The organism is Oceanicella sp. (assembly GCF_056449545.1).
The window spans coordinates 1-25,716 of the sequence record NZ_JBWOMN010000084.1 but is presented as its reverse complement, the minus strand read 5'-3'; the positions used below and the strand labels follow the sequence as shown (position 1 = coordinate 25,716).

15 protein-coding genes are annotated in these 25,716 nt (G+C 70.9%); 8 read left to right on the top strand and 7 right to left on the bottom strand.

Features of this window, described 5'->3' with window-relative positions; all coding sequences use genetic code 11:
- Window positions 1-263 precede the first annotated feature (263 nt).
- The gene (rpe, locus tag AC1HC7_RS11630) at window positions 264-959 is read left to right on the top strand and encodes a ribulose-phosphate 3-epimerase (protein WP_479496166.1); all 696 of its coding nucleotides are present in this window, start codon (window positions 264-266) and stop codon (window positions 957-959) included.
- 153 nt (window positions 960-1,112) lie between these two features.
- On the opposite strand, the gene AC1HC7_RS11625 is transcribed toward rpe, so the two are convergent.
- Window positions 1,113-1,961, bottom strand: a complete 849-nt coding sequence (locus AC1HC7_RS11625) for a sugar phosphate isomerase/epimerase family protein (protein WP_479496167.1) — start codon at window positions 1,959-1,961, stop codon at window positions 1,113-1,115.
- Window positions 1,962-2,150: 189 nt separating this feature from the next.
- Between AC1HC7_RS11625 and AC1HC7_RS11620 the strand changes: the two genes are divergently transcribed.
- Complete coding sequence (locus AC1HC7_RS11620) at window positions 2,151-3,194, top strand: sugar phosphate isomerase/epimerase family protein (RefSeq protein ID WP_479496168.1); 1,044 nt, start codon at window positions 2,151-2,153, stop codon at window positions 3,192-3,194.
- Window positions 3,195-3,483: 289 nt separating this feature from the next.
- Here the strand turns inward: AC1HC7_RS11620 and AC1HC7_RS11615 are convergent, their stop codons facing one another.
- Window positions 3,484-4,578, bottom strand: coding sequence for a glycosyltransferase family 2 protein (locus tag AC1HC7_RS11615; RefSeq protein WP_479496169.1), 1,095 nt, complete (start codon window positions 4,576-4,578; stop codon window positions 3,484-3,486).
- A 284-nt stretch (window positions 4,579-4,862) separates the two neighbouring features.
- Between AC1HC7_RS11615 and AC1HC7_RS11610 the strand changes: the two genes are divergently transcribed.
- Window positions 4,863-12,410 (top strand): SDR family NAD(P)-dependent oxidoreductase, encoded by a 7,548-nt coding sequence (locus AC1HC7_RS11610; protein WP_479496170.1) that lies wholly within the window; start codon window positions 4,863-4,865, stop codon window positions 12,408-12,410.
- 50 nt (window positions 12,411-12,460) lie between these two features.
- Window positions 12,461-13,822: an aminotransferase class I/II-fold pyridoxal phosphate-dependent enzyme gene (locus tag AC1HC7_RS11605; protein ID WP_479496171.1), complete on the top strand. Its 1,362-nt coding sequence runs from the start codon at window positions 12,461-12,463 to the stop codon at window positions 13,820-13,822.
- 259 nt (window positions 13,823-14,081) lie between these two features.
- On the opposite strand, the gene AC1HC7_RS11600 is transcribed toward AC1HC7_RS11605, so the two are convergent.
- The 3 genes from AC1HC7_RS11600 to glf all read right to left on the bottom strand — a co-directional run bounded on the left by AC1HC7_RS11600 (window position 14,082) and on the right by glf (window position 18,242).
- The gene (locus AC1HC7_RS11600) at window positions 14,082-15,791 is read right to left on the bottom strand and encodes a glycosyltransferase family 2 protein (protein WP_479499038.1); all 1,710 of its coding nucleotides are present in this window, start codon (window positions 15,789-15,791) and stop codon (window positions 14,082-14,084) included.
- Window positions 15,792-15,906: 115 nt separating this feature from the next.
- Window positions 15,907-17,115 (bottom strand): glycosyltransferase, encoded by a 1,209-nt coding sequence (locus AC1HC7_RS11595; RefSeq protein WP_479496173.1) that lies wholly within the window; start codon window positions 17,113-17,115, stop codon window positions 15,907-15,909.
- A gap of 8 nt (window positions 17,116-17,123) precedes the next feature.
- Window positions 17,124-18,242: a UDP-galactopyranose mutase gene (gene glf / locus AC1HC7_RS11590; protein WP_479496174.1), complete on the bottom strand. Its 1,119-nt coding sequence runs from the start codon at window positions 18,240-18,242 to the stop codon at window positions 17,124-17,126.
- A gap of 76 nt (window positions 18,243-18,318) precedes the next feature.
- On the opposite strand from glf, the gene AC1HC7_RS11585 reads away from it, so the two are divergent.
- The 4 genes from AC1HC7_RS11585 (at window position 18,319) to AC1HC7_RS11570 (ending at window position 24,094) form a co-directional block, all read left to right on the top strand.
- The gene (locus AC1HC7_RS11585) at window positions 18,319-19,173 is read left to right on the top strand and encodes a hypothetical protein (RefSeq protein ID WP_479496175.1); all 855 of its coding nucleotides are present in this window, start codon (window positions 18,319-18,321) and stop codon (window positions 19,171-19,173) included.
- Window positions 19,173-20,831, top strand: coding sequence for a capsular polysaccharide export protein, LipB/KpsS family (locus tag AC1HC7_RS11580; RefSeq protein ID WP_479499037.1), 1,659 nt, complete (start codon window positions 19,173-19,175; stop codon window positions 20,829-20,831). The genes AC1HC7_RS11585 and AC1HC7_RS11580 overlap by 1 nt, the downstream gene beginning before the upstream one ends.
- Before the next feature lie 183 nt (window positions 20,832-21,014).
- On the top strand, window positions 21,015-23,417 hold the full coding sequence (locus AC1HC7_RS11575) for a YjbH domain-containing protein (RefSeq protein ID WP_479499036.1): 2,403 nt from the start codon (window positions 21,015-21,017) through the stop codon (window positions 23,415-23,417).
- On the top strand, window positions 23,414-24,094 hold the full coding sequence (locus AC1HC7_RS11570) for a YjbF family lipoprotein (RefSeq protein WP_479496178.1): 681 nt from the start codon (window positions 23,414-23,416) through the stop codon (window positions 24,092-24,094). The genes AC1HC7_RS11575 and AC1HC7_RS11570 overlap by 4 nt, the downstream gene beginning before the upstream one ends.
- 158 nt (window positions 24,095-24,252) lie before the next feature.
- Here the strand turns inward: AC1HC7_RS11570 and AC1HC7_RS11565 are convergent, their stop codons facing one another.
- Both AC1HC7_RS11565 and AC1HC7_RS11560 read right to left on the bottom strand, forming a co-directional pair.
- On the bottom strand, window positions 24,253-24,561 hold the full coding sequence (locus tag AC1HC7_RS11565) for a hypothetical protein (protein ID WP_479496179.1): 309 nt from the start codon (window positions 24,559-24,561) through the stop codon (window positions 24,253-24,255).
- Between the two features lie 190 nt (window positions 24,562-24,751).
- The gene (locus AC1HC7_RS11560) at window positions 24,752-25,609 is read right to left on the bottom strand and encodes a TIGR01459 family HAD-type hydrolase (protein ID WP_479496180.1); all 858 of its coding nucleotides are present in this window, start codon (window positions 25,607-25,609) and stop codon (window positions 24,752-24,754) included.
- Window positions 25,610-25,716: the final 107 nt, after the last annotated feature.

Sequence of the window (25,716 nt, the reverse complement as noted above, 5' to 3'; positions counted from 1 at the left end):
AGCTCATGGCTGTGCTCTTTCCTGCGTGCCGAGGGGACGGGCGGGGCGGGCGGGGCGGGGCGCGCCCCCCCCCCCCGCAATCCGCCTAGAACCCTCCCCCCCCCCAAGCCCGCCACTTGTTCCGGTGCGGCGGGCGCCAGGGGCCCCGGCTAATTGCGGCTGAATCGGGGGGCGGATGGGTCTATGTGGATTGCGGGGGGGGCGGGCGCGACTCGCCCCGCCCGCCCCGCCCGTCCCCTCGGCACGCAGGAAAGAGCACAGCCATGAGCTTCAATCGAAACATCAAGATCGCGCCGTCGATCCTCGCCGCCGATTTCGCCGATTTCGGCGCCGAATGCGCCGCCATCGAGGCGCAGGGCGCGGATTGGGTGCATGTGGACGTGATGGACGGGCATTTCGTGCCCAACATCACCTTCGGCCCCGACACCTGCAAGGCGATCCGCAAGCACATCAAGGGGGTGATGGACGTGCATCTGATGATCGCGCCCGTGGACCCCTATATCGAGGCCTTCGCCGCCGCCGGCGCCGACATCCTCACCGCCCATGCGGAGGCCGGCCCGCATCTGCACCGCACCCTGCAGGCGATCCGCGCCGCGGGCTGCAAGGCGGGGGTGGCGCTGAACCCGGGCACCCCGGCCGCGGCCATCGAATACGTGCTGGACCGCATCGACCTGGTCTGCGTGATGACCGTCAATCCCGGCTTCGGCGGCCAGAGCTTCATCGACAGCCAGATCGACAAGGTGCGCCAGCTGCGGGCGATGATCGGCGATCGCGAGATCCATATCGAGATCGACGGCGGCGTCACCCCCGACACCGCGCCGCTGGTGGCGGCGGCGGGCGCGGACGCGCTGGTGGCGGGTTCTGCGGTGTTCCGCGGCGGCTCGGTCAGCGACCCGGCGCCATACGGCGCCAATATCCGCGCCATCCGCGCCGCCGCCGAGGCGGCGCTTGGCGGCTGAGACCGCGCCCGGAATCGTCCTGCAGGCGCCAGGACGCCCTCGCGGCTGCGCCGCATCGGGATTCCCGGTCATGCAAAGGGGCGCCCGAGCCCTCGCGGCTGCGCCGCATCGGGGGGCGCCGCATCCGGGGGGCGCCCCTGCCTGCGCGGCGCGTCAGGCGGCGTCCCAGCCTTCGCGGATCAGCTTGAATCCGTCGCGATACACCGCCTCGGGGGATTCGGCGAAATCGCGCCAGACCCGGGTCGCCGCCGCCAGTTCCGGCAAGCCGCGCCCGAAAGCCTCGATGGTCAGCCAGTCGTCATAGCCCGATGATTTCAGCGCTGCGAAGGTGTCCGCCCAGGGCACGTGGCCGCGCCCGGGCACGCCGCGATCGTTTTCGGAGATATGCACATGCGCCACATGCGCGGCATTGCGCGCGTAGGCGGCGATGGGGTCGGCCTCCTCGATATTGGCGTGGAACGTGTCGTACATGGTGCGGATCGCCGGGTGGCCGAGCGAGGCCACATAGGCGGTGAGATCATCCATGGTGTTGGCGAAATAGCTTTCGAAGCGGTTCACCGCCTCGAGCGCGATGGTGACGCCGCTGGCCCGCGCGTGGTCGCCGACCGCGGCATGCACCTCGCGGGCGCGGTCGAATTCGGCCTCGGTGGTCCCGGCGCCCGAAAAATGCCCCAGCGTCTGATGCAGCGGCCCGCCGATGGCCGCGGCGCCCAGCGCGGCGGTGCAGTCCACGCACCATTTCAGGTAATCGACCGCGGCGCGGCGCTCGCCGGCCTCCGCCGACAACGGGTTGAGCTCCAGCGTCGGGATCACCGATATCGCGGTGCGCGCCAGCCCGATCTCGTCCAGCATCCGCCCCAGCGTCGCGTAGTCGTCGGGGGTTCCGTCGAACACCGGCGCCTCGATCCCGTCATAGCCGGTGGCCCTGATGTCTTCGAGCAGCGCCCGGTGGCTGGCGTCCACGGAGGTGGTCCAGAGCAGCATGCAAAAGCCGATTTTCATTTTTCCTCGCCCGTCATTGCCGTGTTTTTTCGAAATCATACCCGAAACCGTCACCCCGGCAACCGGCTTGCGGCGGCGCCGGGCCCCGCGCCCGTCGGCGGCAAAAAACGTTTGCATATGCGCGCGCGACTGCCGAGCATGCGCCGATCGGCGAAAACACGCGCAAGACTCTCAGGGGGGGAACGACCGATGGCGGGCAACGCTTTTCCGAAACTGCACAATGCGATGTGGCCGGGGCTGGTGGGCAAGGGCGAGGCGCCCGAGACGCCCATCGACCTCGACACGATGCTCGACCTCACCGAGGCGGCGGAGGTCGACGGGCAGAAATTCGACGGCGTCGACCTGTTCCTGGCCGAGCCGCACACCCCCATCGACGCCAGCGACGACCAGATCAGGGCGCTGGCCGACAATGTGGGCGGGCGCGGGTTGAGCATCGGCTCCGCCGTGGCCCCGGTCTGGCCGCCGGTGGGCGGCGGCTCGGCCATGGGCGACGCGACCGAACGCGCGCGGTTTCTGGACGCGATCCGCAGATCCTGCGCCATCATGGGGCGGCTGCGCGATCTCGGCGTGCGCGAGGGCGGGGTGATCCGCATCGACACCGCCACCGGGGTCGCCGACTGGGCGGCGGACCCGGCGGCGGCGAACGCGCGCATCGTCGAGACCCTGCGCGAGGCCTGCGACATCGCCGAGGGCCATGGCGAACGGCTGGCCGCGGAGGGCGAGATCTGCTGGGGCGGCATGCACAGCTGGACGCATATGGTGGATCTGCTGGAGGCGGTGGACCGGCCCGGCACGCTCGGCTTCCAGGCCGACATGGCCCATACCCTGCTTTACACGATGGGCTGGAACGCGCCCGAGCACCGGCTGCTGCCCGAGGATTTCGACTGGTCCGACCGCGCGGCGCTGCATGCGGCGCTGGTGAAGGTCACCGACGCGCTGCGCCCCTGGACCATCGATTTTCACGTGGCGCAGAATGACGGGACGGTGCACGGGACCGGCTCGCATGACAAGACCGGGCGGCATTGCCTGGCAACGGACCCGAACGGGCGGCTCGACATCACCGCCGACGCCGGGCTGTGGCTGCGCGGCGCGGATGGCGAGCCGACGAAGGCGGTGCGCCATATCTGCTGGGACGGCTGCATGTTCCCCAACGCGACCCTGATGCGGCCCGAAACCTGGAACGACATCCTGGCGGCGATGATCAAGGTGCGCGACGCCCATGGCTGGACCTAGATCGGGCCGATGAATCGCAGGCGCGGGCGGCGCCTGCGGCGCGCGACGGCGATGCGCGGCCCGACCGCCGGACCCGCCAGCGGGATGCAAGATGAAAACCGACGCCGGGCGCGGCGTGCTCGCCGCGCGACCGGGCCGTGACCCGGGCCGGCTGACCGGGCGGCGCAGGCGGGCGGCGGCTGATCGGCAGGCGGCGGTCGCCGGACGGTTCGGCGCCCGACGCGCTTGCGCGGTCAGCCGCCGGTCTGTCCGCGCCCGGGCGGTCAACCGCCGGCGCCGGAGGCCCGGATCAGGCCAGCGCCGGCTCCTGCGCGCGGGCGGCGGGTTCGTCGGGCGGCCCGGATTCGAACTGCTTGCCGGCGAATTGCGACAACCGGCGCGACAGGCCGCGCATATGGGCGCCGGTGAGGCGCTCGTGCAGCGCCCGGGCCTCCGGGTCCCGGAGCAGCGCCGCGATGCGGTCGCGATGAGCGGCGACGCAGGCGGCGTGCAGATCCGCAAGCTCGCGATCCTGCGCCAGAAGCGCGCGCGCGGCCCGGAAGGCGGGCAGGCGGGTCAGGATGCGTTCGTCGCGGGTCTCGTTGTTGTTCATGATGAACCAGTAGTCGAGCCCCTGATCGCGCTCCGTGTGATTGGCCCGCCCGCGCGCGCGCTTGACCAGGAAGCTGTCCGCCGAGCGCACCGCGTAATGGTTCAGCGTCGCCAGCTGATAGCCGATGCTGTGGCGGTTGGAGCGCCAGCCGTTGCGCAGATACTTGTCGGGCATCTGCGCGCCGGAGCCGTTGAGCCAGCGCTGGCCGGCGGCTTCGGGGCGCGGTTTCACCGGGCGGTGGACGCCGAGCTTTTCGAACGCCATGGGCAGGCGGATCGCGGTCTTGAAACCCCAGGACTGGTGCGGCTTGCGGCAGTTTTCCGGGGCGCAGGCGGTGAATTGCTCGATCACCGGGCGGTCGACATACCCGGCGATCTCGTCATTGCCGAACAGCCGCCAGGTGAAGGAGATCAGATCCGCCGGGCCGGTGGCCGCCAGCAGATCGGCGAAGCGCCCCTCGCCGACATGAATGTTGAGGTATTCGTCCACATCCATGGGCAGCACCCAGTCGGCGGCCGCGAAGATCGCGGTTTCGCGCGACGCGTGCAGCGCCGCGTGCTGAGGGCGCACGCTGCCCGCCGGGTCGTAGGGGTTGTCGAGCCGGGTCACCCCGCCAAGCGCCGACAGCCGGTCCAGCAGCGCCACGGTGCCGTCGTCGCAATCATTGGTGTAGATCAGGAAATCCGTCACCCCGGCGGCGCGATGAAAGGCGATCCAGTCGAGAATGAACGGGCCTTCGTTCTTCATCGTGGTCACCACCAGAAGGCGCGGGCCGGACGGAGCGGCGGTCATGGCGGATCCTTTCTCGGCCCGTCGCGGCGGTTTGGCGGCGCAGGCGCGGTTGACGCGTCGCCCTCTTGATGCACCATGAAACTGGCGGTTTGGTTAACGCGCGCATTGTTTCGATATATTGCATCGCAGCAATTCCTGCCCCCCCGGGCTGGCCTAACAGTTGAGACTGTGCAAGGTTTGGGATAAGCGCTGGCGCAAGGCGCAGTCCGGCCTCTCGGGGACGGCGAACAAGACCCAGACAAGCGCATCCGGCGGATGCGCCCCAGGGCGGGAGAGAGCAGGCCTTGTTGAAGTCATTGAATCACGACGAAGTGGCCATTGTCGGCTATGCGTGCCGCCTTCCCGGCGCCAGTGATCCGGATCAGTTCTGGGACGTGCTGGCCAACGGCCGCTGCACCATTGGCGAAATCGGCGCGGACCGCTGGAGCCATGCGCGCTTCGGGCATCCAGACATGGGCGCCCTGGGCCGCAGCTACACCTTCGCCGCCGGGCAGATCGACGACCCCTACGCCTTTGACGCCGGTTTTTTCGGAATCTCCCCGCGCGAGGCCGAACAGATGGATCCCCAGCAGCGCCTGCTGCTGCAAGTGGCGTGGGAGGCCCTGGAGAAAGCCGGCAAACCCGCATCGACGCTGCCCAAGGACCGCACCGGCGTGTTCGTCGGGGCGTCAAGCTCGGACTATTCCAACCGCTTCTACATGGACCCCGCGGCGATCGACGCGCAATTCATGACCGGCAACACGCTGTCGCTGATCTCCAACCGCATCTCCTACGCGCTGGATCTCAACGGGCCGAGCTACACCGTGGACACCGCCTGTTCGTCGGGGCTCTACGCGCTCAACGAGGCGTTCCAGGCGATCCGCGGCGGGGTGATCGACACGGCGCTGGTGGGCGGGGTCAACCTGCTGCTGTCGCCCTATCCGTTCATCGGGTTTTCGCGCGCCACCATGCTGTCGAAACAGGGATTGTGCCGGGCGTTCGACGCCGACGGCGACGGCTATGTGCGCTCGGAAGGCGCGGTCGTGGTGGTGCTGAAGGCGCTGGAAACGGCGATCGCCGACCATGACCGGGTGCTCGGGGTGATCTCCGGCGTCGGGGTGAATTCCGACGGGCGCACCAACGGCGTCTCCATGCCCTCGCCGGTGCATCAGGAGGCGCTGCTGCATGACGTGTATCGCCGCTTCGACATCGACCCGGCGTGGCTCGGCTTCATCGAGGCGCACGGCACCGGCACCCGGGTCGGCGATCCGGTGGAGACCCACGCGCTGGGCAAGGCGCTGGGCGCGCGCCGCGACGCGCCGCTGCCCATCGGCTCGGCCAAGACCAATGTCGGGCATCTGGAGGCCGGGTCCGGGCTGGTGGGGCTGCTGAAGGCGCAGCTGGCGCTGGAAAAGGGCATGGTGCCGCAGTCGCTGCATTTCGACACGCCCAATCCCGACATCGATTTCGACGCGCTCAACCTGCGCGTCGTCGAGGCCGGCCTGTCGCTGGACGCCCAGGCCACGCCCCATTACGCCGGGGTCAATTCCTTCGGCTTCGGCGGCGCCAACGCCCATGTGGTGCTGCGCCAGCCCCGCGCCGAGGAAATTCACCAGCCGCCGCATCAGGCCGAACCGGCGCCGCTGATCCTGTCGGCGCGCTCGGCGGAAAGCCTCGCGGCGCTGGCGCGCGCCTATCGCGCCCGGCTGGAGGCCGCCTCGGGCGCCGAGGCGGCGCGCATCGCCAACGCCGCCGCCTATCGGCGCGAACGCCTGCCGCATCGCCTGATCGCCGCGCCCCGCGACCGCGAGGGCCAGATCGCGGCGCTCGACGCCTATGCCAACGGCGTGAAAAGCCCGCTGCTCGCCGCCGGGCGCGCGGGCTCGCGCGATACGCGCACCGCTTTCGTGTTCTCGGGCAACGGCGCGCAATTCGTCGGCATGGGGCGCGCCGCCTACGCCAATGATCCGGTGTTCCGGGCGCGGTTCGACAGCGTGTCGGTGATGTTCGAGAAGCTCGCCGAGGTGTCGCTGGTCGAGGCCATGCATGACGACGAACTTGACCGTCGCCTGTCGCGCACCGCGCTGGCGCAGCCGCTGCTGTTCGCGGTGCAGGTGGCGACGGTGGAAAGCCTGTCCGAAAAAGGCCTGAAGCCCGATGCGGTGCTCGGCCATTCGGTGGGCGAGGTGGCGGCGGCCTGGGCGGCGGGGGTGTTCGACCTGCCCGACGCGGTGCGGCTGATCTTCCTGCGCTCCAAGAACCAGGAAAGCATCCGCGGCTTCGGGTCGATGGCGGCGGTGCTGGCCTCGGCCGAGGCGGTGACCGCGGCGATCGCCGACGGCGGGTTCTCCGAACTGTGCGTGGCGGCGGACAATTCGCCGCGTTCGGTGACCATCTCGGGCGCCGAGGCGCAGATGACGGAATTCGGCAAGTTCGCCCGCGCCCGGCGCATGGCGATGAAGAAGCTGGATCTGGACTACCCGTTCCACTCGCCGATCGCCGAATTCATGAAGGACGACCTGCTCGACGATCTCGACTGGCTGCGCCCGCAGGAAAGCCGCATCGATTTCGTTTCCGCCACCTATGGGCGGGTGGCCGACGGGCAGGCGCTGGGGCCGGTCTACTGGTGGTCCAACATCCGCCAGCCGGTGCTGTTCCGGCAGGGATTCGAAACGCTGCTGGATCTCGATTGCGGCAATTTCGTCGAAATCGGCCCGCGCCCGGTGCTGACCGCCTACATGCGCGATTCCGCGGCGGACAAATCCCGGCCGGTCAGCCTGCTGCCGACGCTTGAGGAAAACGACCCCGACGCCGATCTGCGCCGGGTCGCCGCGCAGGCCGCGACCCAGGGCGCGCGGCTGGCCGAGACCCGCTTCTTCGGCGCCGACGCCAAGACCTGCGAGGACCTGCCGCTGTATCCCTGGCGCAACGCCAGCTACCGCGCCGCATCCACCGACGAGGCGCTGCGCCTGTTTGACACAAGCGCCGTCAACCCGCTGCTGGGGATGGCGCTGCGCGACGGCGCCCGGGACTGGCGCGCGCTGCTGGACGCGCGGGCCCCCGCCTGGCTGGCCGATCACAAGGTCGGCGGCGCCGTGGTGCTGCCCGCCGCCGGCTATGTCGACATGGCGCTGGCCGCCGGGCGCGAGGCGCTGGGCGACGGCGCCATCGAGGTGATGGACCTCGACATCCTGCGCCCGCTGGCCCTGGAGGACGGGGTCGGCCACCAGACCCGCGTGACGCTGGGCGGCGACCGGCAGGTGCTTGACATCGAAAGCCGCCGGCGCCTCGACGACGATGACTTCGCGCTCAATGCGCGCGCCCGGCTGCGGCAGGCCGCGGGCCCGCGCCCGGCGCCGCGCCCGGCGCCCGCGCCCGATCCGGCGCGCACCATGACCGGCGACGCGATCTACGCGCTGACCGAACGCTTCGGGCTCGATTACGGTCCGGCCTTCCGGCGCGCGGTCTCGGTGCTGCGGCTGGACGAGAAACGCGCCCATGTCACCCTCGACCCCGCGCATCCGGCGCTGGACCTCGCCAGTCACGAACTGCACCCGGCGCTGCTCGACGCCGCCTTTCACGGGCTGTTCGCGCTGATCGCCGGGCAAAACCCGGACGGGTCGAAATCCTTCCTGCCCACGCGCATCGGGCGGCTGACCCTGCACGCGCCCCACGCGGCGGCGACCGGCGTGTGGATCACCGTCACCCGCGCCAGCGCGCGCGGCGTCGAGGCGCGCTTCGATCTGACCGACGCGACCGGCGAGGCGGTGGCCGTGGCCGAGGGCGTGCGCTTCAAGGCGGTGCAGCTGGCGCGGCCCAAATCCCCAGCGCAGCTCACCTATCGCAACGCGCTGGAGCGGCTGGCCCCCGCCGGCGGCGCCAGGTCCGATCTGGGCGCGCGCATCGCCCGGCTGGCGGCGAAGCCCGGCGCCGGCAAGCCCCCGATCACCGCCGCGGCGCCGCCCGAACCCGGCCCCGGGGCGCTGCTGATGGACACCACCACGCGGCGCGTGGCGCTGGACGCGATCGCGCCGCTGGCCTCGGAAAGCGGCATCGTCGATACGCGCGAATTGCTCGCCGAAGGGCGGCTCGCGGCATCCTCGCAGGTGCTGCTCGAACGCATCTTCATGGCGCTGGAAGAAGACGAGGCGCTGCTGCGCACCGAAGACGGGCGCGCGCTGATCGCCCCCGAAACGATCTATCCCGAACTGTCCGAGCTCACCGAGGCGCTGTTTGCCGAAGCCCCGCGCCGGATCGTCGAACTGGCCCGGCTTATGGACCTGCGCGCCACCCTGCCCGGGCTGTTCGCCGACGGTCTGAGCGACGCGGGCGCCGAGGCCCGCACCGCCGCGCAGCTGCGTCTCGACGCCTCCGGCCCGGCGGGCGAGGCGCGCTGGGCGGCGCTCGCCACGCTGCTCGACGCGGTGCTGGCCGACAAGCGCAGCGGCGCGAAATCCAACCGCCGGCTGTCGGTGCTGATCCTCGGCGCCGCGCCGGCGCAGATGCTGGACCGGGTCGCCGCGGCCGAGATCGCGCGCTGCGTGATCAGCGACCCGGACCCGCGCCGCGCCCGGGCGCTGGCCATGGGCGACGCGCCGCGCACCGGCATCGCCTATTGCGATTTCGCCGCCCTGCCCGCGACCGCCGATTTCAGCCTGGTGCTGGCCGGCGACGCGCTGTCGCGCATGTCGTCCCAGGACCTCGCCGCCCTGCGCGTTCGCATGGCCCCTGGCGGCGCCTTCGCGGCGGTCGAGGACGCGCCGGGCCTGTTCGCCGATCTGGCCGAGGGCCGCGACGCCGACTGGTGGCGCGACACCGTGGACCCGACCCTGCCCATCGGCCGCCAGAAGACCGAACCGGAATGGGAAGCGGCGCTTGCCGAGGCCGGGTTCGCAAAGCCGGCGGTGGCGCATCTCGCGTCAAGCGAGACCCAGGCGCATGTGATCTTCGCCGCCGCCCCGGCCCGCGCCCCCGCGAACGCGGCGTCGCGCGCCGGGGATGACGCGGCCGACGCGCCGCCTGCCGCAATCCGGGTGCTGAGCGAGACCGCCGAGACCGGGTTCGCGCCCGCGCTGGCCGAGGCCCTGCGCGCGGCCGGGCGCGACGCGCGGGCGATCGCGCCGGATGCGCTCGCCGCCTCGGGCGCCAACGGCAAGGGCGACGGCGCCGGCGGCCCGGCCCCGGTCGAACTGGTTCTGACCCCGCCCGACACCCGCGATCCCGACCCGCTCGACGCCGCCCACGCGCGGGTCATGCAGGTGCGCGCGGCGCTGGCTTCCGGCGCGCCGGTGGCGCGGCTGTGGATCGTGGCCCGCGGCGCCGTGCCCGCCGGGGCGCCGCGCCGGCTCGACCCGGCGGAGGCGGCGCTCTGGGGGCTGGCCCGCGTGGTCGCCAATGAATTCCCCGACATCGACATCCGCTTCGCCGATCTGGCGCTGGATCTCGGCCCTGACGCGGCGCTGACGGCGCTGAAAGGCGAAATCCTCGCCCCCGGCGCGGATCGCGAGACGGTGCACGACCCCCATGGCCGCTTCGGCGTGCGGGTGGAGCGGGCGCTCGACCTCGCCGATCGCGCCGGCGCGGCGAAGATCGCCAGCGTCAATGGCGGCGCGATGCGACGGCTGGAGCTCAACCAGCAGGGCGCCATCGACAGCCTGGAATGGCGCGTCGAACCGCGCGAGGCCCCGGGCGCGCAGGCGCTGGAGATCGAGGTGGCCGCCACCGGGCTGAATTTCCGCGACATCATGTGGGCCCAGGGCCTGCTGCCCGAGGAGGCGCTCGAGGACGGCTTCGCCGGGCCGACGCTGGGCATGGAATGCTCCGGCGTGGTGACGCGGGTCGGCGAGGGCTGCGCCCGCTACGAAGTCGGCGACCGGGTGATCGCCTTCGCGCCCTCCTGCTTCGCCACCCATGTGCTGGTGCATGAAAACGCCGTCGCGCCGCTGCCCGAGGGCGTGGACCTGATCGCCGCCGCCTCGATCCCGACCACCTTCCTCACCGCCTATTACGGGCTGGTGGAACTGGCGCGTCTGGCGGCGGGCGAGACCGTGCTGATCCATGGCGGCGCCGGAGGCGTGGGCCTCGCGGCGCTGCAGATCGCCGCGGCGCGCGGCGCGCGGGTGATCGCCACCGCCGGTTCGCCCGCCAAGCGCGGGCTGCTGCGCGAACTGGGCGCCTGGAAGGTGTTCGACAGCCGCGCGCTGGATTTCCCCGCGCAGGTCATGGCCGCCACCGACGGGCTTGGCGTCGATGCGGTCCTGAACTCGCTGTCGGGCGAGGCCATGGAACGGTCGATCGAATGCCTGCGCCCCTTCGGGCGCTTCATCGAACTGGGCAAGCGCGATTTCTACGCCAACAGCCAGATCGGCCTGCGCCCGTTTCGCCGCAACCTCAGCTATTTCGGGGTCGATGCGGATCAGTTGCTGGTCTATCGCCCGCAGCTGGCGATCCGGGTGTTCGAGGCGCTGGGCGAAGGTTTCGCGCGCGGCGACTACATCCCGCTGCCCCATATCGTCTTCGATCCGGCCGAGGTGGTGGACGCCTTCCGCCTGATGCAGAAATCCGGCCATATCGGCAAGATCATCGTCAGGCCCCCGCCAAAGGTGTCGCCGCAAAAGACCCGCCCGCCGCGCATCAAGCGCAGCGGCGCCTATCTGGTCGCCGGCGGGCTTGGCGGGTTCGGCGTCGAGACCGCCGCCTGGCTGGTGGAGAAGGGCGCGCGCCATATCTGGCTGACCTCGCGTTCGGGCCGGGTGTCCGACGACGCCCGCGCCGCGATCCGGCGCATGGAGGCCCAGGGCGCCAAGGTCGCCACCCGCGCCGCCGACGCCGCCGACCGCAACGCCATGCGCGCCCTGATCGGCGAGATCGAGGGCGGCCCGGCGCGGCTGCGCGGCGTGCTGCACACGGCGATGACCATCGATGACGGGCTGTTCGCCAATCTCGACGCGGCGCGCATCCGTTCGGTGCTGCGCCCCAAGATCGCCGGGGCGGCGGTGCTCGATGACCTGACCCGGGATCTGAAGCTCGACCTGTTCGTGGTCTATTCATCGGCCACCACGCTGATCGGCAATCCGGGGCAGGCCGCCTACGTGGCCGCCAACGCCTATCTGGAGGCGCTGATGGCCGAACGCCGCCGCGCCAGACTGCCGGGGCTGGCGGTGGCCTGGGGCGCGATCGGCGACGCGGGGTATCTGACCCGCAACGCCGAGACCCAGGACATTCTCGCCGATCGCATGGGCGGCCAGTCGTTGGCGGTGCGCGAGGCGCTGGCCGGGCTTGATCTGGCGCTGGCCGCGCCGACGGGCCGCGACATGTCCGCCGTGGCCTACGCGCTGATCGACTGGGCCGCCGCCAAACGCGAATTGGCGGTGACCGCCACGCCGCTGTTCGCGCGCATGGAGATGCCCGAAACCGCAACCGCCGGCGAGGGCGCCGCAGATCTGGCGGCACTGGTCGAAGGCATGAGCGAAGCCCAGGCGCTGAGGGCCATCGCCGACCTGCTGGCGGCGGAAACCTCGCGCATCCTGCGCCTGCCGGCCGGCGAAATCGACCCGCAGCAGCCGCTCACCGAACTGGGATTCGACAGCCTGATGGCGGTGGATCTGCGCATGGCGGCCGAGGAAAAGCTCGGCGTCGACATTCCGCTGATGTCGCTGGCCGGCGGCGCCAGCCTGATGGACATCGCCGCGCGGGTGCTCAAGCGCATCGGCGGCGGCGCGGCGGAGGACGAGGCCGACGACAACATGCAGGCGCTGATCGCCCGCCACGCGGGCGAAGGCGCCGATATCGACGCCGGACAGATTGCGGAATTGTCGCGCCGCGCCGAGACGCAAACGAAAGTGCTGCACTAGACCGCCGCCCCCGCGCGCCCGCGCCATGCATGAACAAAGGAGTCGACGACATGCCAGACACAGTCGCCGAAGGCCGGTTCGGCGCCGGCAAGCGGTCGGCGCTGCTGCAGGAGCTGCGCCAGGCGCGTTCGCGCCGCGCCCGCGCCGAAAAGCCCGCCCCGCGCCCGGCGCCCAAGCCGCAAAAGCCCGCCGCATTCGATTTCGCCGCCCTGCCCGGGCAGAAACAGCTGCGCATGCAGCGTTCAGCGGCGGAGATGCTGGAAATCGAGGTGCCGTTCTTTCGCGCCCAGCAGGGATATGCCGGGCCGACCTGCATGATCGAGGGGCGGGAGCTGCTGAATTTCTCCTCCTACAACTATCTCGGCCTGAACGGCCACCCGAAGGTGCGCGAGGCCGCCAAGGCGGCGATCGACCACTACGGAATCTCGGTCTCCGCCAGCCGCGTGGTGGCGGGGGAACGCGACATCCACGCCGCGCTGGAAACCGCGCTGGCGGATCTGCACGGCACGGAAAGCGCGGTGGTCATGGTCTCGGGCCACGCCACCAACGTCACCACCATCGGCACGCTGATGGGGCCGAAGGATCTGGTGCTGGTGGATTCGCTGATCCACAATTCGGTGGTCGAAGGCGCGCGGCTGTCCGGCGCGGCGCGAAAGACCTTCCCGCATAACGACTGGGCCTGGATCGACGACCTGCTGGCGCGAGAGCGCGACCGCTACGCGCGGGTGCTGATCGTCGTCGAGGGCCTGTATTCCATGGATGGCGACCTGCCCGACCTGGCGAAATTCGTCGAAATCAAGCAGCGCCACGACGCCTGGCTGCTGGTGGACGAGGCGCATGCGCTGGGCGTGCTCGGGGCGACGGGCGCCGGGATCGCCGAGCAGCAGGGCGTGGACCCGGCCGCGGTGGAGATCTGGATGGGCACGCTGTCCAAGACCCTGTCATCCTGCGGCGGCTACATCGCCGGATCGGCGGCGCTCACTGACTACCTCAAGGCGACGGCGCCGGGCTTCGTCTATTCGGTGGGGCTGGCGGCGCCGCTGGCGGCCTCGGCGCTGGCCTCGATCGAGGTCATGCGCGCCGAACCCGAACGCGTGGCCCAATTGCAGTCCAATGGCGCATACCTGTTGGCGCAGGCGAAGGCGGCCGGGCTCGACACCGGCCATGGCGAGGGTTTCGCGGTGATGCCGGTGATCGTCGGCGACAGCGCCCGCGCGGCGATGCTGTCGGACCAGGCCTACAGGCGCGGCCTCAACGCGCTGCCGATCACCTTCCCGGCGGTGCCGGAGAAACAGGCGCGGCTGCGCTTTTTCCTGACCAGCGAACACAGCCACGCGCAGATCGAAGAGGCCGTGGCGATCACCGCCGAGGCGCTGAAAGACGTGCGCGGCAAACCGTTGACATCGGCCTGACCGGAAACCGCCCGCACCGTCGCAAGGCCGCCCGAACGCCGCCGCCCGGCGCCAGTCGGCAAAAGGAATGCGCGCCGCAGGCGCGCTCCGTTTCGGCGGCGGCGCGGATTTGCAGCGGCATTTCCCGGGGCCAACCCTCCCGCCCGTCGTTCACCCCCTGAAGGGGGTTCCTCCCGTTGGGCCCGGCCGCGACGGCTGAACGCCGCGCGGCGCCCGGCTGGCGCCGGGCGAGGGGCGCCCGGGGGGCAGGCGAAGGCCGTCAGTATCCCAACGACGCGCGCACGGAATCCCAGATGCGGATTGCCGGCAGATGCGCGGCGTTGCGGGCCAGCACCGCGTCGGTGGAGATCCCGAACAGCCGCTCCAGCGCCCCCCGATGGCGTTCGATCAGGGCGCTGGAATACGCGATGACCCGATTCCAGCGCTTGTGCGCCCCGCGCGTCGCGAACACGTCAAGCAGCGGCGTTTCGCTGGGGATCAGCCCGCCGCCCTGGCGTGTGAACCGGGCCAGGAATTCCAGATCCTGCAACCGCCGCATGTCGGCGTCAAAGCCGATGCGCCGGAGGCTTTCGGCGCGCCCGCAGATCAGCGAGGTTCCCAGCGCGTAGCGCCATTCCGGGATCCCCGTGCGCGGCAGGAACGCCTTGCCCTCGCTGTGCTGGAGGATCGTGTGCCAGACCAGCCGCTCCGCCGCCTCCGGCCCCAGCGGCCCGTGTTCGCCGAGGCTGCGATGCGCTTCGCTGAGCCGCCCGCCCACATGCCGCCAGGCGGAGGCGATGGAGATCGCGTCGCCTCCGGTCCTTTCCAGGTCGGCGATCTGGGTCGAGAGCCGATGCGGCAGCGAGGCGTCGTCGTCGTCGAAGAACGCCAGGTATTCGCCTGTCGCCTCCTCCGCCAGCCGGTTGCGCTGGGCGCCGGCGCCCAGATTGGCCTCGGAGCGGATCGTCCGCAGGGGCGCGCGACGCGCCAGCATGCGCGCGATGTCCGGGCTGAGATCGCTTGACCCGTCGTCGAGCACCAGGATCTCGACCCCCTCCAGATCCTGCGACATGGCGCTGAGGATGGCGCGCGGCAGCGTGCGTTCGGCGTTGTGGGACAGCAGGCCGATGCTGGCCTTGGGGCCCGGCCTGCGGATGGCTGGCGCCGGGTGGAAGCCGGGATACGGGGTGGCGGCGCGCCGGTACTCGGCGGCGTGGCGGGCGAGGATCGCGGCCGTCCAGACCCGCGCCCGCGCCGGGGCCTTGTCATCGCCTTCGGTCTCGGTCTGGATCGCCAGCGGCTGATCCACGTTGATCGCCGCCACCCCGTCCAGCGCCGCGCGCAGGTTGAATTCACTGTCCCAGTAGCGCCGCAGCGTCGGATCGAAACCGATCCGGCGCGCAGTTCGCAGGCGCATCGCCAGCACGCAGGAGGCGGCCGAGGACTTGCCCAGCCCATGCCGGCGCAGCGCCGAGAACCGCGCCGTCTGGCGGCGATAGACCTCCGTGTCGTGGTGCAGCGCGATGGCGTCGAGCATGTAGAGACGCAGCGCCTCCGGCGCCGCCCGGGGCCGGGTGAGGCCCTTTTTCAGCTTGCCGCCGGGGCCGCCGACGCGGCGATCGCAAAAGCACAGCGCCTCGCCATGCGCGGCCTCATGCGCCAGCAGCGCCGCGACCTGCGCCGAGGCGCGCCCCGGCAGCGACACGTCGTCATCATCGAAAAACACGATGAATTCGCCCGCCGCCTCGTCGACCAGTCGCTGATAGGCGCCGCCGCCGCCGATGTTCCGGGTGAGCGCGATGACGCGGATCTCCGGATGGCCGGCGGCGACGGCCTCGATCCGGACCAGCGAGCCGTCGCGCGATGCGTCGTCCACCACCAGGATCTCGCGATTGGGCCAGTCCTGCGCCAGCGCCGCGCGCAGCGCCGCCTCGATGCTGCGCTCGGCGTCAAAGCAGGTGAGCGCCAGCGTGACCAGCGGCGCGTTCATGCGACGGGCCGCTCGGCGGCGCCGCCGCAATGGCGGATCGGGATCCGCCCTACGCTTGCCGGGCGCGTCGGCGCAAGATGCGCCGGGCGGGTCCCGATCCGCCATTGGCGCCGCGTCATCCGCGCAGCCGGGCGTAGCCGCCCAGCGCCTTGGCCGCCGCCCACAGCGCCGGGTTGACCAGCGCGCGCGCCGCCGGCGCCAGCGGCGTGGCGGCGAGGCGGGCGAAGACCGGCAGGCTCCAGACATCGGCGCGGATCGCGTCGACGAGGTCGAAATCGGGTTTCCGGCGGTTGCTTTCGGGCAGCGGCGCGCCGTGGCCGAATTGCTGGCGGAAAGCGTCGGCGCGGCCATGGGCGAAGCGCGCGAACACCCGCAGCTGGTGCGGCGACAGCAGGGCGGCGACGGCGTTGCGCGCCGCCCGATCGCGCCACAGCGGCGCGAAGCGGACATGCGCCATGCGAAAGGCCTCTTCCTGAAACCCGGGGGCGACGCGTTCCATGAACCAGAGGATGCGCAGGAAATACACCGCGTGGAACAGGGTCCCGGCATCAAGCGGCGCATCGCCGGGCGCGCTGAAAAACCCCGGGCGCATATCCGCCGCCACCCGCTCGAACAGAGCGAAAATCTCGTCAGTGCGGGCGCGGGACTGGCGCGAGGCGCCCGCCCGGTCCATCCGGTAGTAGTAGAAAGGCCGATCGGACCACAGCATCCGCGCCCCCGACAACAGCAGAACGGCGGAGAAATGCGCGTCCTGATACCCGGCGCCCGGGGTCTCGGGCATGGTCAGGCCCAGCCTTGTCAGGGAGTCGCGCCGATAGACCGCCGACCAGATCGCCGGGATCGCCAGCAGCGCCGGGGGGTGATCGAAGGCGGTGAACGCGCCCGGGGGCGGGGCGGGGCCCGGCGCCTGCGCCGCGCCGAGGCGCATGGCGGCGCGGATCTCGCCATCCACCCATTCCAGATGCGGCGCGCGCACCAGATCGGCCTCGGGGGTCTGGTCGAGCATGGCCATGGGGATGGCGTAGGCGTTGGCCCCGACCCGGTCGTCGGGCTCGAAGATCGCCAGATAGCGCCCGCGCGCCGCGGCCATGCCGACATTCACCGCCTTGCCGTACCCGCCATTGGCCTGCTCGATCAGCGCGATGCGGGTCCCGTAGCCGCGCAGGATCTCGCCCGACCCGTCGGTGGCGCCGTCATTGACGCAGATGATCTCGGCATCCTCGTCGGCGGTCGCGGCGATCAGGCTGTCGAGCGCCTCGGCCAGCCACGGTTCGACATTGTGGACCGGCACCACGACGCTCAGTCGGGGCGGCGGCGAGGTCACGTCCGACCTCAGCCCGCCGCCCGGCGCGCGGCGACGAAACCCCGCGCCGCGTCCAGCGCCCGGCGGATGGTCACGTCCATGTCGAGATACTGATAGGTCCCGAGCCGCCCGACGAAGGTCACGCCGGACTCGTTCGCCGCCATGGATTCGTAGCGTGCGAGCTGGGCCTTTTCGCGCAGCATGCGGATCGGGTAATAGGGCACGTCGTCGGGGCCGCAGGCGCGGGAATACTCGCGGAACACGATGGTCTTGTCGGGGTGGTCCTCCCACGGGGCGAAATGCTTGTGCTCGGCGATGCGGGTGAAGGGCACGTCGGGGTCGGGGTAGTTCATCACCGCGCAGCCCTGGAAATCGCCCGATCCGCGCTCGGCCTCGAAATCCAGCGTGCGATACGCCAGCCGGCCTTGCGAGAACCCGAAATAGCGGTCGATGGGGCCGGAATAGAACACGTGGTCGAAATCTTCGTCCAGATCCTCGAAGCGGCAGTTCAGGCGCAGCTCCACCCCCGGCGCGTCGAGGATCCTGCCCACGATCGCCGAATAGCCGTGGCGCGGCATGCCCTGATGCGGGTGGTTGAAATAGTTGTCGTCGTAATTGAAGCGCAGCGGCAGGCGCTTGAGGATCGAGGCGGGCAGTTCCGACGGCTCCACCCCCCATTGCTTCTTCGTGTAGCCGTGGAAGAAGGCGCGGTAGATCTCGTCGCCGACGAAGCGCAGGGCCTGCTCCTCGAAGGTCTGGGGATCGACGATGTCCATGCGGGCGCGGGATTCGATGAAGGCGCGCGCCTCGGCGGGCGAAAAGGTCTTGCCGAAGAACTGGTTGATGGTGTGCAGGTTGATCGGCAGCAGGTAGACGGCGCCCTTCACCGTGGCCTTCACCCGGTTGACGAAGGGCGCCATTTCGCCGAAACGGGCGACGTAGTCCCAGACCTCGTCATCGGCGGTGTGGAAGATGTGGGGACCGTATCTGTGCACCAGCACGCCGGTTTCGGCGTCGCGTTCCGTATGGCAGTTGCCGGCGAGATGCGGGCGTTCGTCGACGACGAGGCAGGCATACCCGGCCTCCGCCAGTTCCCGCGCGATCACCGCCCCGGAAAAGCCTGCGCCGACCAGACAGATGCGCGCCATGGATTGACCACCCTCGAAGAATTCGACTAGGCGTGCTGTAACAATCCCGCAACCCAGCGTAAAGGCGCAGCGCCCGGTGCAGAGCCGCGAAAAATCCGCAACGCTGGTGATTCTGCGCCTTGGCGCCGATCACCGGGTCTCGGGCTGGGCGAAAACCCCGCGCGCGGCGCGGGACTGGGACCTGGCGCTGTCGCCCTATCAGCCGGTCCCGGATCTGGATGAATTCGAACCCGACCACCTGATTCCGATCGCCGGCGGCAAGTGGGACGCGATCCACGACCTGCTGCGCGCCCGCCCCGCATTGCTGGAGCATGCCCGCATCTGGATGCCCGACGACGATATCGAGGCGCGCGCCGATGACGTGGCCCGGCTGTTCGCGCTTGCCGCGCGCCATGATCTGGCGCTGTGCCAGCCGGCGCTGACGCGCGACAGCCATTTTTCGCATTTCGTGACGCTGGCCAACCGGTTCACCGCGCTGCGCTACAGCAATTTCGTCGAACTCATGGCGCCGCTGATGACGCGCGAGGTGCTGGCCGAAATCCTGCCGCTGATGGCGGGGCGCGGCGCCGCCAAGGGGCTGGATTTCGTCTGGCAGCGGTTTGTCGCCGGCGACGCCCTGCGCCGGGTGGCGGTGATCGACGCCGCGGCCATGGCGCATCGCCGCCCCCTGGGCAAGCATCTGGCCAGGCGGATGCAGGCGGCGGGCGACGACATGGAGGCCGAGCGCGCCGCCTTCTTCGACGGCCATGTGCCGCGCTATTATCGCCCGCTGGCGCATGGGCGCCCCGGCGGCGGGCGGGCCTCGGTGACGCTGCTGTCGCTGGCCAGCCTGCTGAGCGCCCCGGGGCTGTGGCGCCCGCGCCATGCGGAAAAGATCGCCAAGTTCTTCTATGCGCAGCTGTTCTGCTCCACCTGGCAGGGCACGCGCTGATGCTTGAGGCCGAAAGACGCGCGGTGCGGGCCATGGGCGCGCGGCTCGCCGCATGGGGGGAGCCGCCGCAGCCGGGGCTCGCCAACCCGTTCCTGCTGCCCGTCGCGGCGCCGGGGATGCCGGTGGTGGCGCTCGGGGTCGGGGCGGGCGGCGCGCCGTTGCCGCTGGCGGCGGTGCGCGCGCAAAACCTCCACTGGCCCGCGACCCGCGCCGGGGCGCTGGAGGCGGCGCTGGCGGTGGATCTGCGCGCCGTGCCCGAGGACGGGATCGCGGCGCTGCTCGACGCCGCCGAGGCGCTGGCCCCGCAGGGCGGCGCGCGCGCGGCCGTCGGCACGAAGCATCTGGCCCTGGCCGAGGCGCGGGGCTACGCCATCGCCAGGGATCTGGCCTCGCTGGACCCGGCGGCGCTGCGGGTGCTGCTGGGCGCGACGGCGGCGCCGTATTGGGCGGCGCTGGGGGGGCGGCTGGGTTTCGCGTGGCGAAACGGAGAGGCCCTGCCGGTCGATCCGCGCGCATGGGCGGCGCGGGTGCGATTCCGCGACCCGTGGCGAGGCGGCGAGATGTCGCCCGAGGCCGGGATCGCGGCGCTGATCGAACTGCGCCGCGCGGCGCAGCGCAACGACCGCCCGACCTTCACGGCAGGGTTTTCACCGTGGAAGCGGCGCAACACGGACCCGTTTCTGACCGGCCCCGACGGCCCGCCGCGCCATTTCCGCAGGCTGTCGCAGGCGGCGAGGGCGGCGGAGGCGGCGGGCGGGCGGCTGGCGCTCTGGGGCAATCGCGACGCCGAGGGCGCGCCGGTCCCGGTGATCCGGGTCGAGGACGGCTTCGTGCGCTCGGTGGGGCTGGGGCTGCGCCACGCGCCCCCGGCCTCGCTGGCGGTGGACGCGCTGGGGCTGTATTTCGACGTCACGCGCGAAACCTCGTTCGAAAAGCTGGCCTGCGAGACCGCCTATGACGCCGGCCTGACCGCCCGCGCGGCGACGTTGCGCGAAAACCTGGTGGCGCTCAGGATCACCAAATACAACCTCGCCGCCGGGGGCGCGCGGGCCGCCCTGCCCGACACGACGCGCGAAAGACTGCTGGTGCCGGGGCAGGTGGAGGGCGACGCCTCGCTGATCTACGGCTCGCCGGACTTGAAAACCAATGCGGCGCTGCTGCGCGCGGCGCGGGCCCGCAATCCGGCGGCCTTCATCCTCTACAAGCCGCATCCGGACGTGCTGCAGGGGCGCCCCGGCGCGGTGGATGACGCAACGCTCGCCGCCTGCGCCGACGCGGTGATCCTCGACGCCCCGGCGGAGGCCTGCCTCGACTGGGCCGACGGGATCGAGACCATGACCTCGCTGATGGGGTTCGAGGCGCTGTTGCGCGGCAGGCGCGTGGCGACCCATGGGCGGCCCTTCTACGCCGGCTGGGGGCTGACCGAATCGGCGGGGACGGCGTTCGCGCGCCCGCGCGAGCTGACGCTGGACCAGTTGACGGCGGCGGCGCTGATCCTCTACCCGCGCTACATCGACCCCGAAACCCGCCTGCCCTGCCCGGTGGAGCGCGTGCTGGAGGCGCTGGCCGAAGAACGCGGCGCCGCGCGCGGCCTGTCGCGCCGCCTGCGCGACGCGGGGCGGGCGGCGACATCGCGACTGCTCAACGCGCTGCGTTGATGGAATGTTGTGCGTTAGCGACAACGCCCGGGCCGGCGCGCGCGCGCGCGTCGGAATAAGGTGACAGGGCCGCCGCGATGTTGATGATGGCTGACAACAAGAAACGGAACGAGTGACAAGATGAGGGGCAGTCGCGCCGCGCGCCGGACCACCGGCGTATGGCCATTTTGCATTGCAGCGGCGATGTTCGGTTCGGGCGCCATGGCGCAGGAGCCCGCGGATCTGCGCCGCCCGTCGCTCAACCTGTTCGGCGTCACCGGCCTGATCGACATGCCCAGCGCCCAAACGCAGCCCGACGGGCAGCTGAGCCTCACCAGTTCGTATTTTGGCGGGTTCATGCGCAATACGCTGAATTTCCAGATCCTGCCGCGGCTGGAAGGCACGTTCCGCTATTCGATCATCGACGATTTCTTCACCGGCGGCGGCACCATCTACGATCGCAGCTTCGACCTGAAATTCCGCTTCAGCGACGAGACGCCGAATTTCCCGGCCGTCGCGCTGGGCTTGCAGGACATGTTCGGCACCGGGGTCTATTCGGGCGAATACCTGGTCGCCACCAAGCATCTGACGCAGGATCTGACCCTCACCGGCGGGCTCGGCTGGGGGCGGCTCAGCGGCATGAACGGCTTTCGCAACCCGGTGACCTATATGAGCGACGGGGCCAAGCAGCGCGACACGCTCACCGGCAACGCCACCGGGCAGGTGCGATTCGGGCAGTTCTTTCGCGGCGAGGACGTGGCGCTGTTCGGCGGGCTGGAATGGCAGACGCCGGTCGAGGGCCTGAGCCTGAAGGCGGAATATTCGTCGGACGACTATGCGCGCGAAAAGAAGTTCAGCGATTTCAAGCAGGAAATCCCGTTCAATTTCGGCATCGAATACCGCCCCTATGACTGGCTGGAGCTGGGCGCCTACGCCATGTACGGGTCGGAATTCGGCGTGCGCGCCACCTTCACCGGCAACCCGAACAAGCCGCTTGCGCCGCCGGATCTGGACAAGGGGCCGCTGCCGATCATCCCGCGCCGGGATCCCGCCGCCGCCGCCGCCCCGGCCCCGGACCGCTTCGGCCCGGTGCACGAGCTGATCGACGCCCGGCCCGCCGCGCCGGGCGCCGCCTATGGCGACGTGCGACTGGAGCAGATCGCCGCCGGCCCGCGCTGGGCCACGGCCCGGACGCCGGGCTATGACTGCCCCATGGAGGCGGCGCGCCGCATCGACGCCGAATACGGCGTGGTGGACGGCGTCACCTTCCTCAGCCCCGGCGGCGCGGTGATCTGTTCGGTGGTGCTGCGCCCCGCCGGGCGCGACTACCTGGCGGCGCAGGACCGCGCGTCCCGCGCCAGCCTCCATGACGTGACCTGGGCCGACGACCCGGCGCAGCGGCAGGCGGCGCTGGACCGGCTGATCGCGGCGATGGCAGAGGAAAACCTCGCCATCGAGGCCATCGGGCTGGAAGCGACCCGCGTGCATGTGGAATTCCGCAACGAACTCTACAATGCCGGCGCGCAGGCGCTGGGCCGCGCGGCGGTCAGCCTCGCCAACGCCATGCCGGCCTCGGTCGAGGTGTTCGAACTGACCCTGATCGAGCAGGGCCTGCCCACGGTCACCGTCCGTCTGCGCCGCTCCCTGCTGGAGGATCAGGCCGAGGATCCCGACGCCAGCCGCCGCGCCTGGCTGACCGCGGATATCGGCGATGCGGCGCCGCGCTTTGACAGCGACGCGCTCAGCCTGCCGGACCGCTTCCCGCGGTTTTCCTGGGGGGTGAACCCGAACGTGCCGGTCAACATGTTCGACCCCGACCAGCCGCTGCGCGCGGATCTGCAGGTGGCGGCGTTCGGCGCGGTGGAGCTGTTCCAGGGGTTTTCGGTCAACGGGCGGGTGTCCAAGCGAATCGTCGGCAATCTCGACGAGATCAAGCGCGGCTCCAATTCCACCCTGCCCCATGTGCGCTCGGATTACGCCAAGTACCTGCGCCAGGGCGACCCGGCGCTGGAACGACTCACCGCCGACTACCTGTTCAAGCTCAGCCCCGACGTCTACGGGCGGCTGTCGGCGGGGTATTTCGAACCCATGTTCGGCGGGCTCAGCGCCGAGGTGCTGTGGAAGCCGGTGAACCAGAGCTGGGGCCTCGGGGCCGAGATCAACTACGTGAAGCAGCGCGATTTCGATCAGCGCTTCGGCTTCCAGGGGTACGACACCGTGACCGGGCACGCCTCGGTCTACTGGCAGACCGGGTTCTTCGGGCTGGAGGCGCAGGTGGACGCAGGGCGCTATCTGGCCGAGGACTGGGGCGCGACATTCTCGCTCACCCGCCGCTTTTCCAACGGCTGGGAGGTGGGCGGCTTCTTCACCCTCACCGACGTGCCCTTCGACGAATTCGGCGAGGGCAGCTTTGACAAGGGCATCCGCCTGACGATCCCGTTCAACTGGATGCTGCCCGATGAAAGCCGGTCGCGCTACACCATGATCGTGCGGCCGCTGACCCGCGACGGCGGCGCGCGACTCGCCATCGACAACCGGCTCTGGGGCGTGGTGCGCGAAACCGATCGCGTCAATCTGCGCGACGATTGGGGGACCTTCTGGAAATGATCCGGCGCGCGCGCCTTTCCCTGACGGCGCTGTTCGGCGCGGCGCTGGCGCTTGGCGCCTGCGGGTCCAGCGAGACGCTGTTCGAGGCCACGACGGAGCGCCTCGGCGTCGCGATCGACGGCGCGCCGGCGACGCCGGCGCTGACCCGCGACCAGGTCAACGCGCTGGGATTCTCGTTGATTTCGGTGCAGCTGCCCGACATCGACAGCCGGGCCATCCTTGGCGGCATGGCGGCGAATCGCGGCTACGTGACCTACATGTCGGCCAACCGGCGCAGCTTCACGCTGCTGGGCGGGGCGATCACGTCGAGCCACGGCATGGGCTACGATCTGGTCGGGTTCCGCGCCGAGCCGGGCGACCCGCTGGTGACCCCGACGCCGCTGGCCGACTGGCCGCAAAGCTATCTGCGCATCCATCGCTATCGCGGCGGCGATTCGAAGATCTTTTCACGCGCCTTTCGCTGCGTGCCGGAGCCGCTGGGCCCGGCGCGAATCGAGATCGTCGAGCTGAGCTTCGATCTGGTGGAGGTGGCGGAGCGCTGCGGCAACGCCGATTACCGCTATGTCAACCGGCTCTGGGTCGATCCGGCCAGCGGCTTCGTCTGGAAATCCCTGCAATGGCTGGGGCCGGATTTCGGCAGCGTCGATGTGGAGATCATCCGCCCCTATGGCGGCTGACGCCCGTCAAGAGCGGCGCGGCGCGGCGATCGACGGGCGATGAAGTCTGACGCCGGAGAAGGCTGGCGGCGGGCGAACGCGGAAACAGGACGCAGCCCCGCGGCTGCGTCCTTTTTCCTGTCCTCCGTGCCGCCCCTGATCGCCGGGGCGGCGCGCGATCAGCGCGTGGAGGTGGACGAGGTGGTGGTGGTCGAGGAGGACGAGCTGCCGCCGCTGGCCGCCGCCGCCACGAGGATCGCCAGCGCGCCGACGCCGCCGACAAGCGCGACATCCGCCGAGGTCACCGTCGGCGAGGCTTTCTCGCCCGCGTTCTGGGCGACGCCTGCGCTCGGCACGGACGGGTTCTGCTGAACCGCCGCGGCGGCGCGCTTGTCCTTCTTCTTCGCCGGGCCGTAATCGGCGGCGGTCTGCGCGAAGGCCGCAGAGGTGGTCAGGGCAAGCGCAGCGATAAGAGCCGTGAGTTTCATGGGTGCCTCCTGTTCAGCGCAGGGTATCGAAGATGCGCGCCCCGCGCAAGGCGCGCGTGCAAGCGAATTGCGCTCGCAACATCAGGTTGTTGCATGGTTGATACGTCCACCCCAACGGGAACCGCGGGCGCCCCGCGCCGCACGCGCCGGCGCCGGCCGCAAGCCCACGCGCCCATCGGCCCGCGCGGGCTCAGCGCAGGCGGCCGATGGCGGCGGCGGCGCTGAGCGAATGTTCGCCCAGAAAGGCGTCCACCAGCGCCGGATCGGGGTTTTGGGGGTCCGGGCCCATGCGCGCGGCGGCCAGCCCGCCGGTGACGAACAGCGCGTCGAGATTTTCAGACATGGCCCCGGCGATATCGGTCAGCACCCCGTCGCCGACGCACAGGATGCGGTCGCGATCCGGGTCGCGCCCCATATCCGCCAGCCGGCGGCGCGCCAGGTCGTAGATCGGCGCGTGGGGTTTGCCGAATTCCGTCACCTTGCCGCCGATCGCCGCATAGGCCCGCGCCAGCGCCCCGCCGCACCAGGCGCGCCGGTCGCCCACGTCCACATACAGATCCGGGTTGGCGTTGAGCAGCGCCAGCCCGCGCAGCCGGGCTTCGCGCAATTCGTCGGCGTAATCGTCGGGGGTCTCGGTCCGGTCGTCGCGCAGCCCGGTGACGATCACCGATTCGGCGTCCGCCAGCGGCACGCGCTCGATGGTCAGGCCCTCGAAGAACGGTTCGTCCTTGGGGGCGCCGATATGGTGGGTGCGCGCGCCCCAGTCCCCGGCCACAACCGAATCGCGCGCCGCGTCGCCCGAGGCGACGATCAGGTCGCGAATGTCGTCGGGGGCCCCCAGCCGCGCCAGTTGCCCCGCCACCGCCATGGCCGGGCGCGGGGCGTTGGTCATCAGCACCACGGCGCCGCCCTTGGCGCGAAAGGCGCGCAGGGCCGCGACCGCCTCCGGATAGACCGCCACGCCGTTGTGCAGGCAGCCCCAGAGGTCGCAATACAGCGCGTCGTAGCGGTCGGAGATTTCCGAAAGCGACTGGATGATCGGGGTCATTGAGTCCTCGTGTCAGGCGATTCGCGGCGCAAGATGCCGCGCGCCGGGCCGCGCGGGCGCAGTGCGGCGGCGGGTCGGGGGCGCGGGTCGGGGGCGCGGGTCGGGGG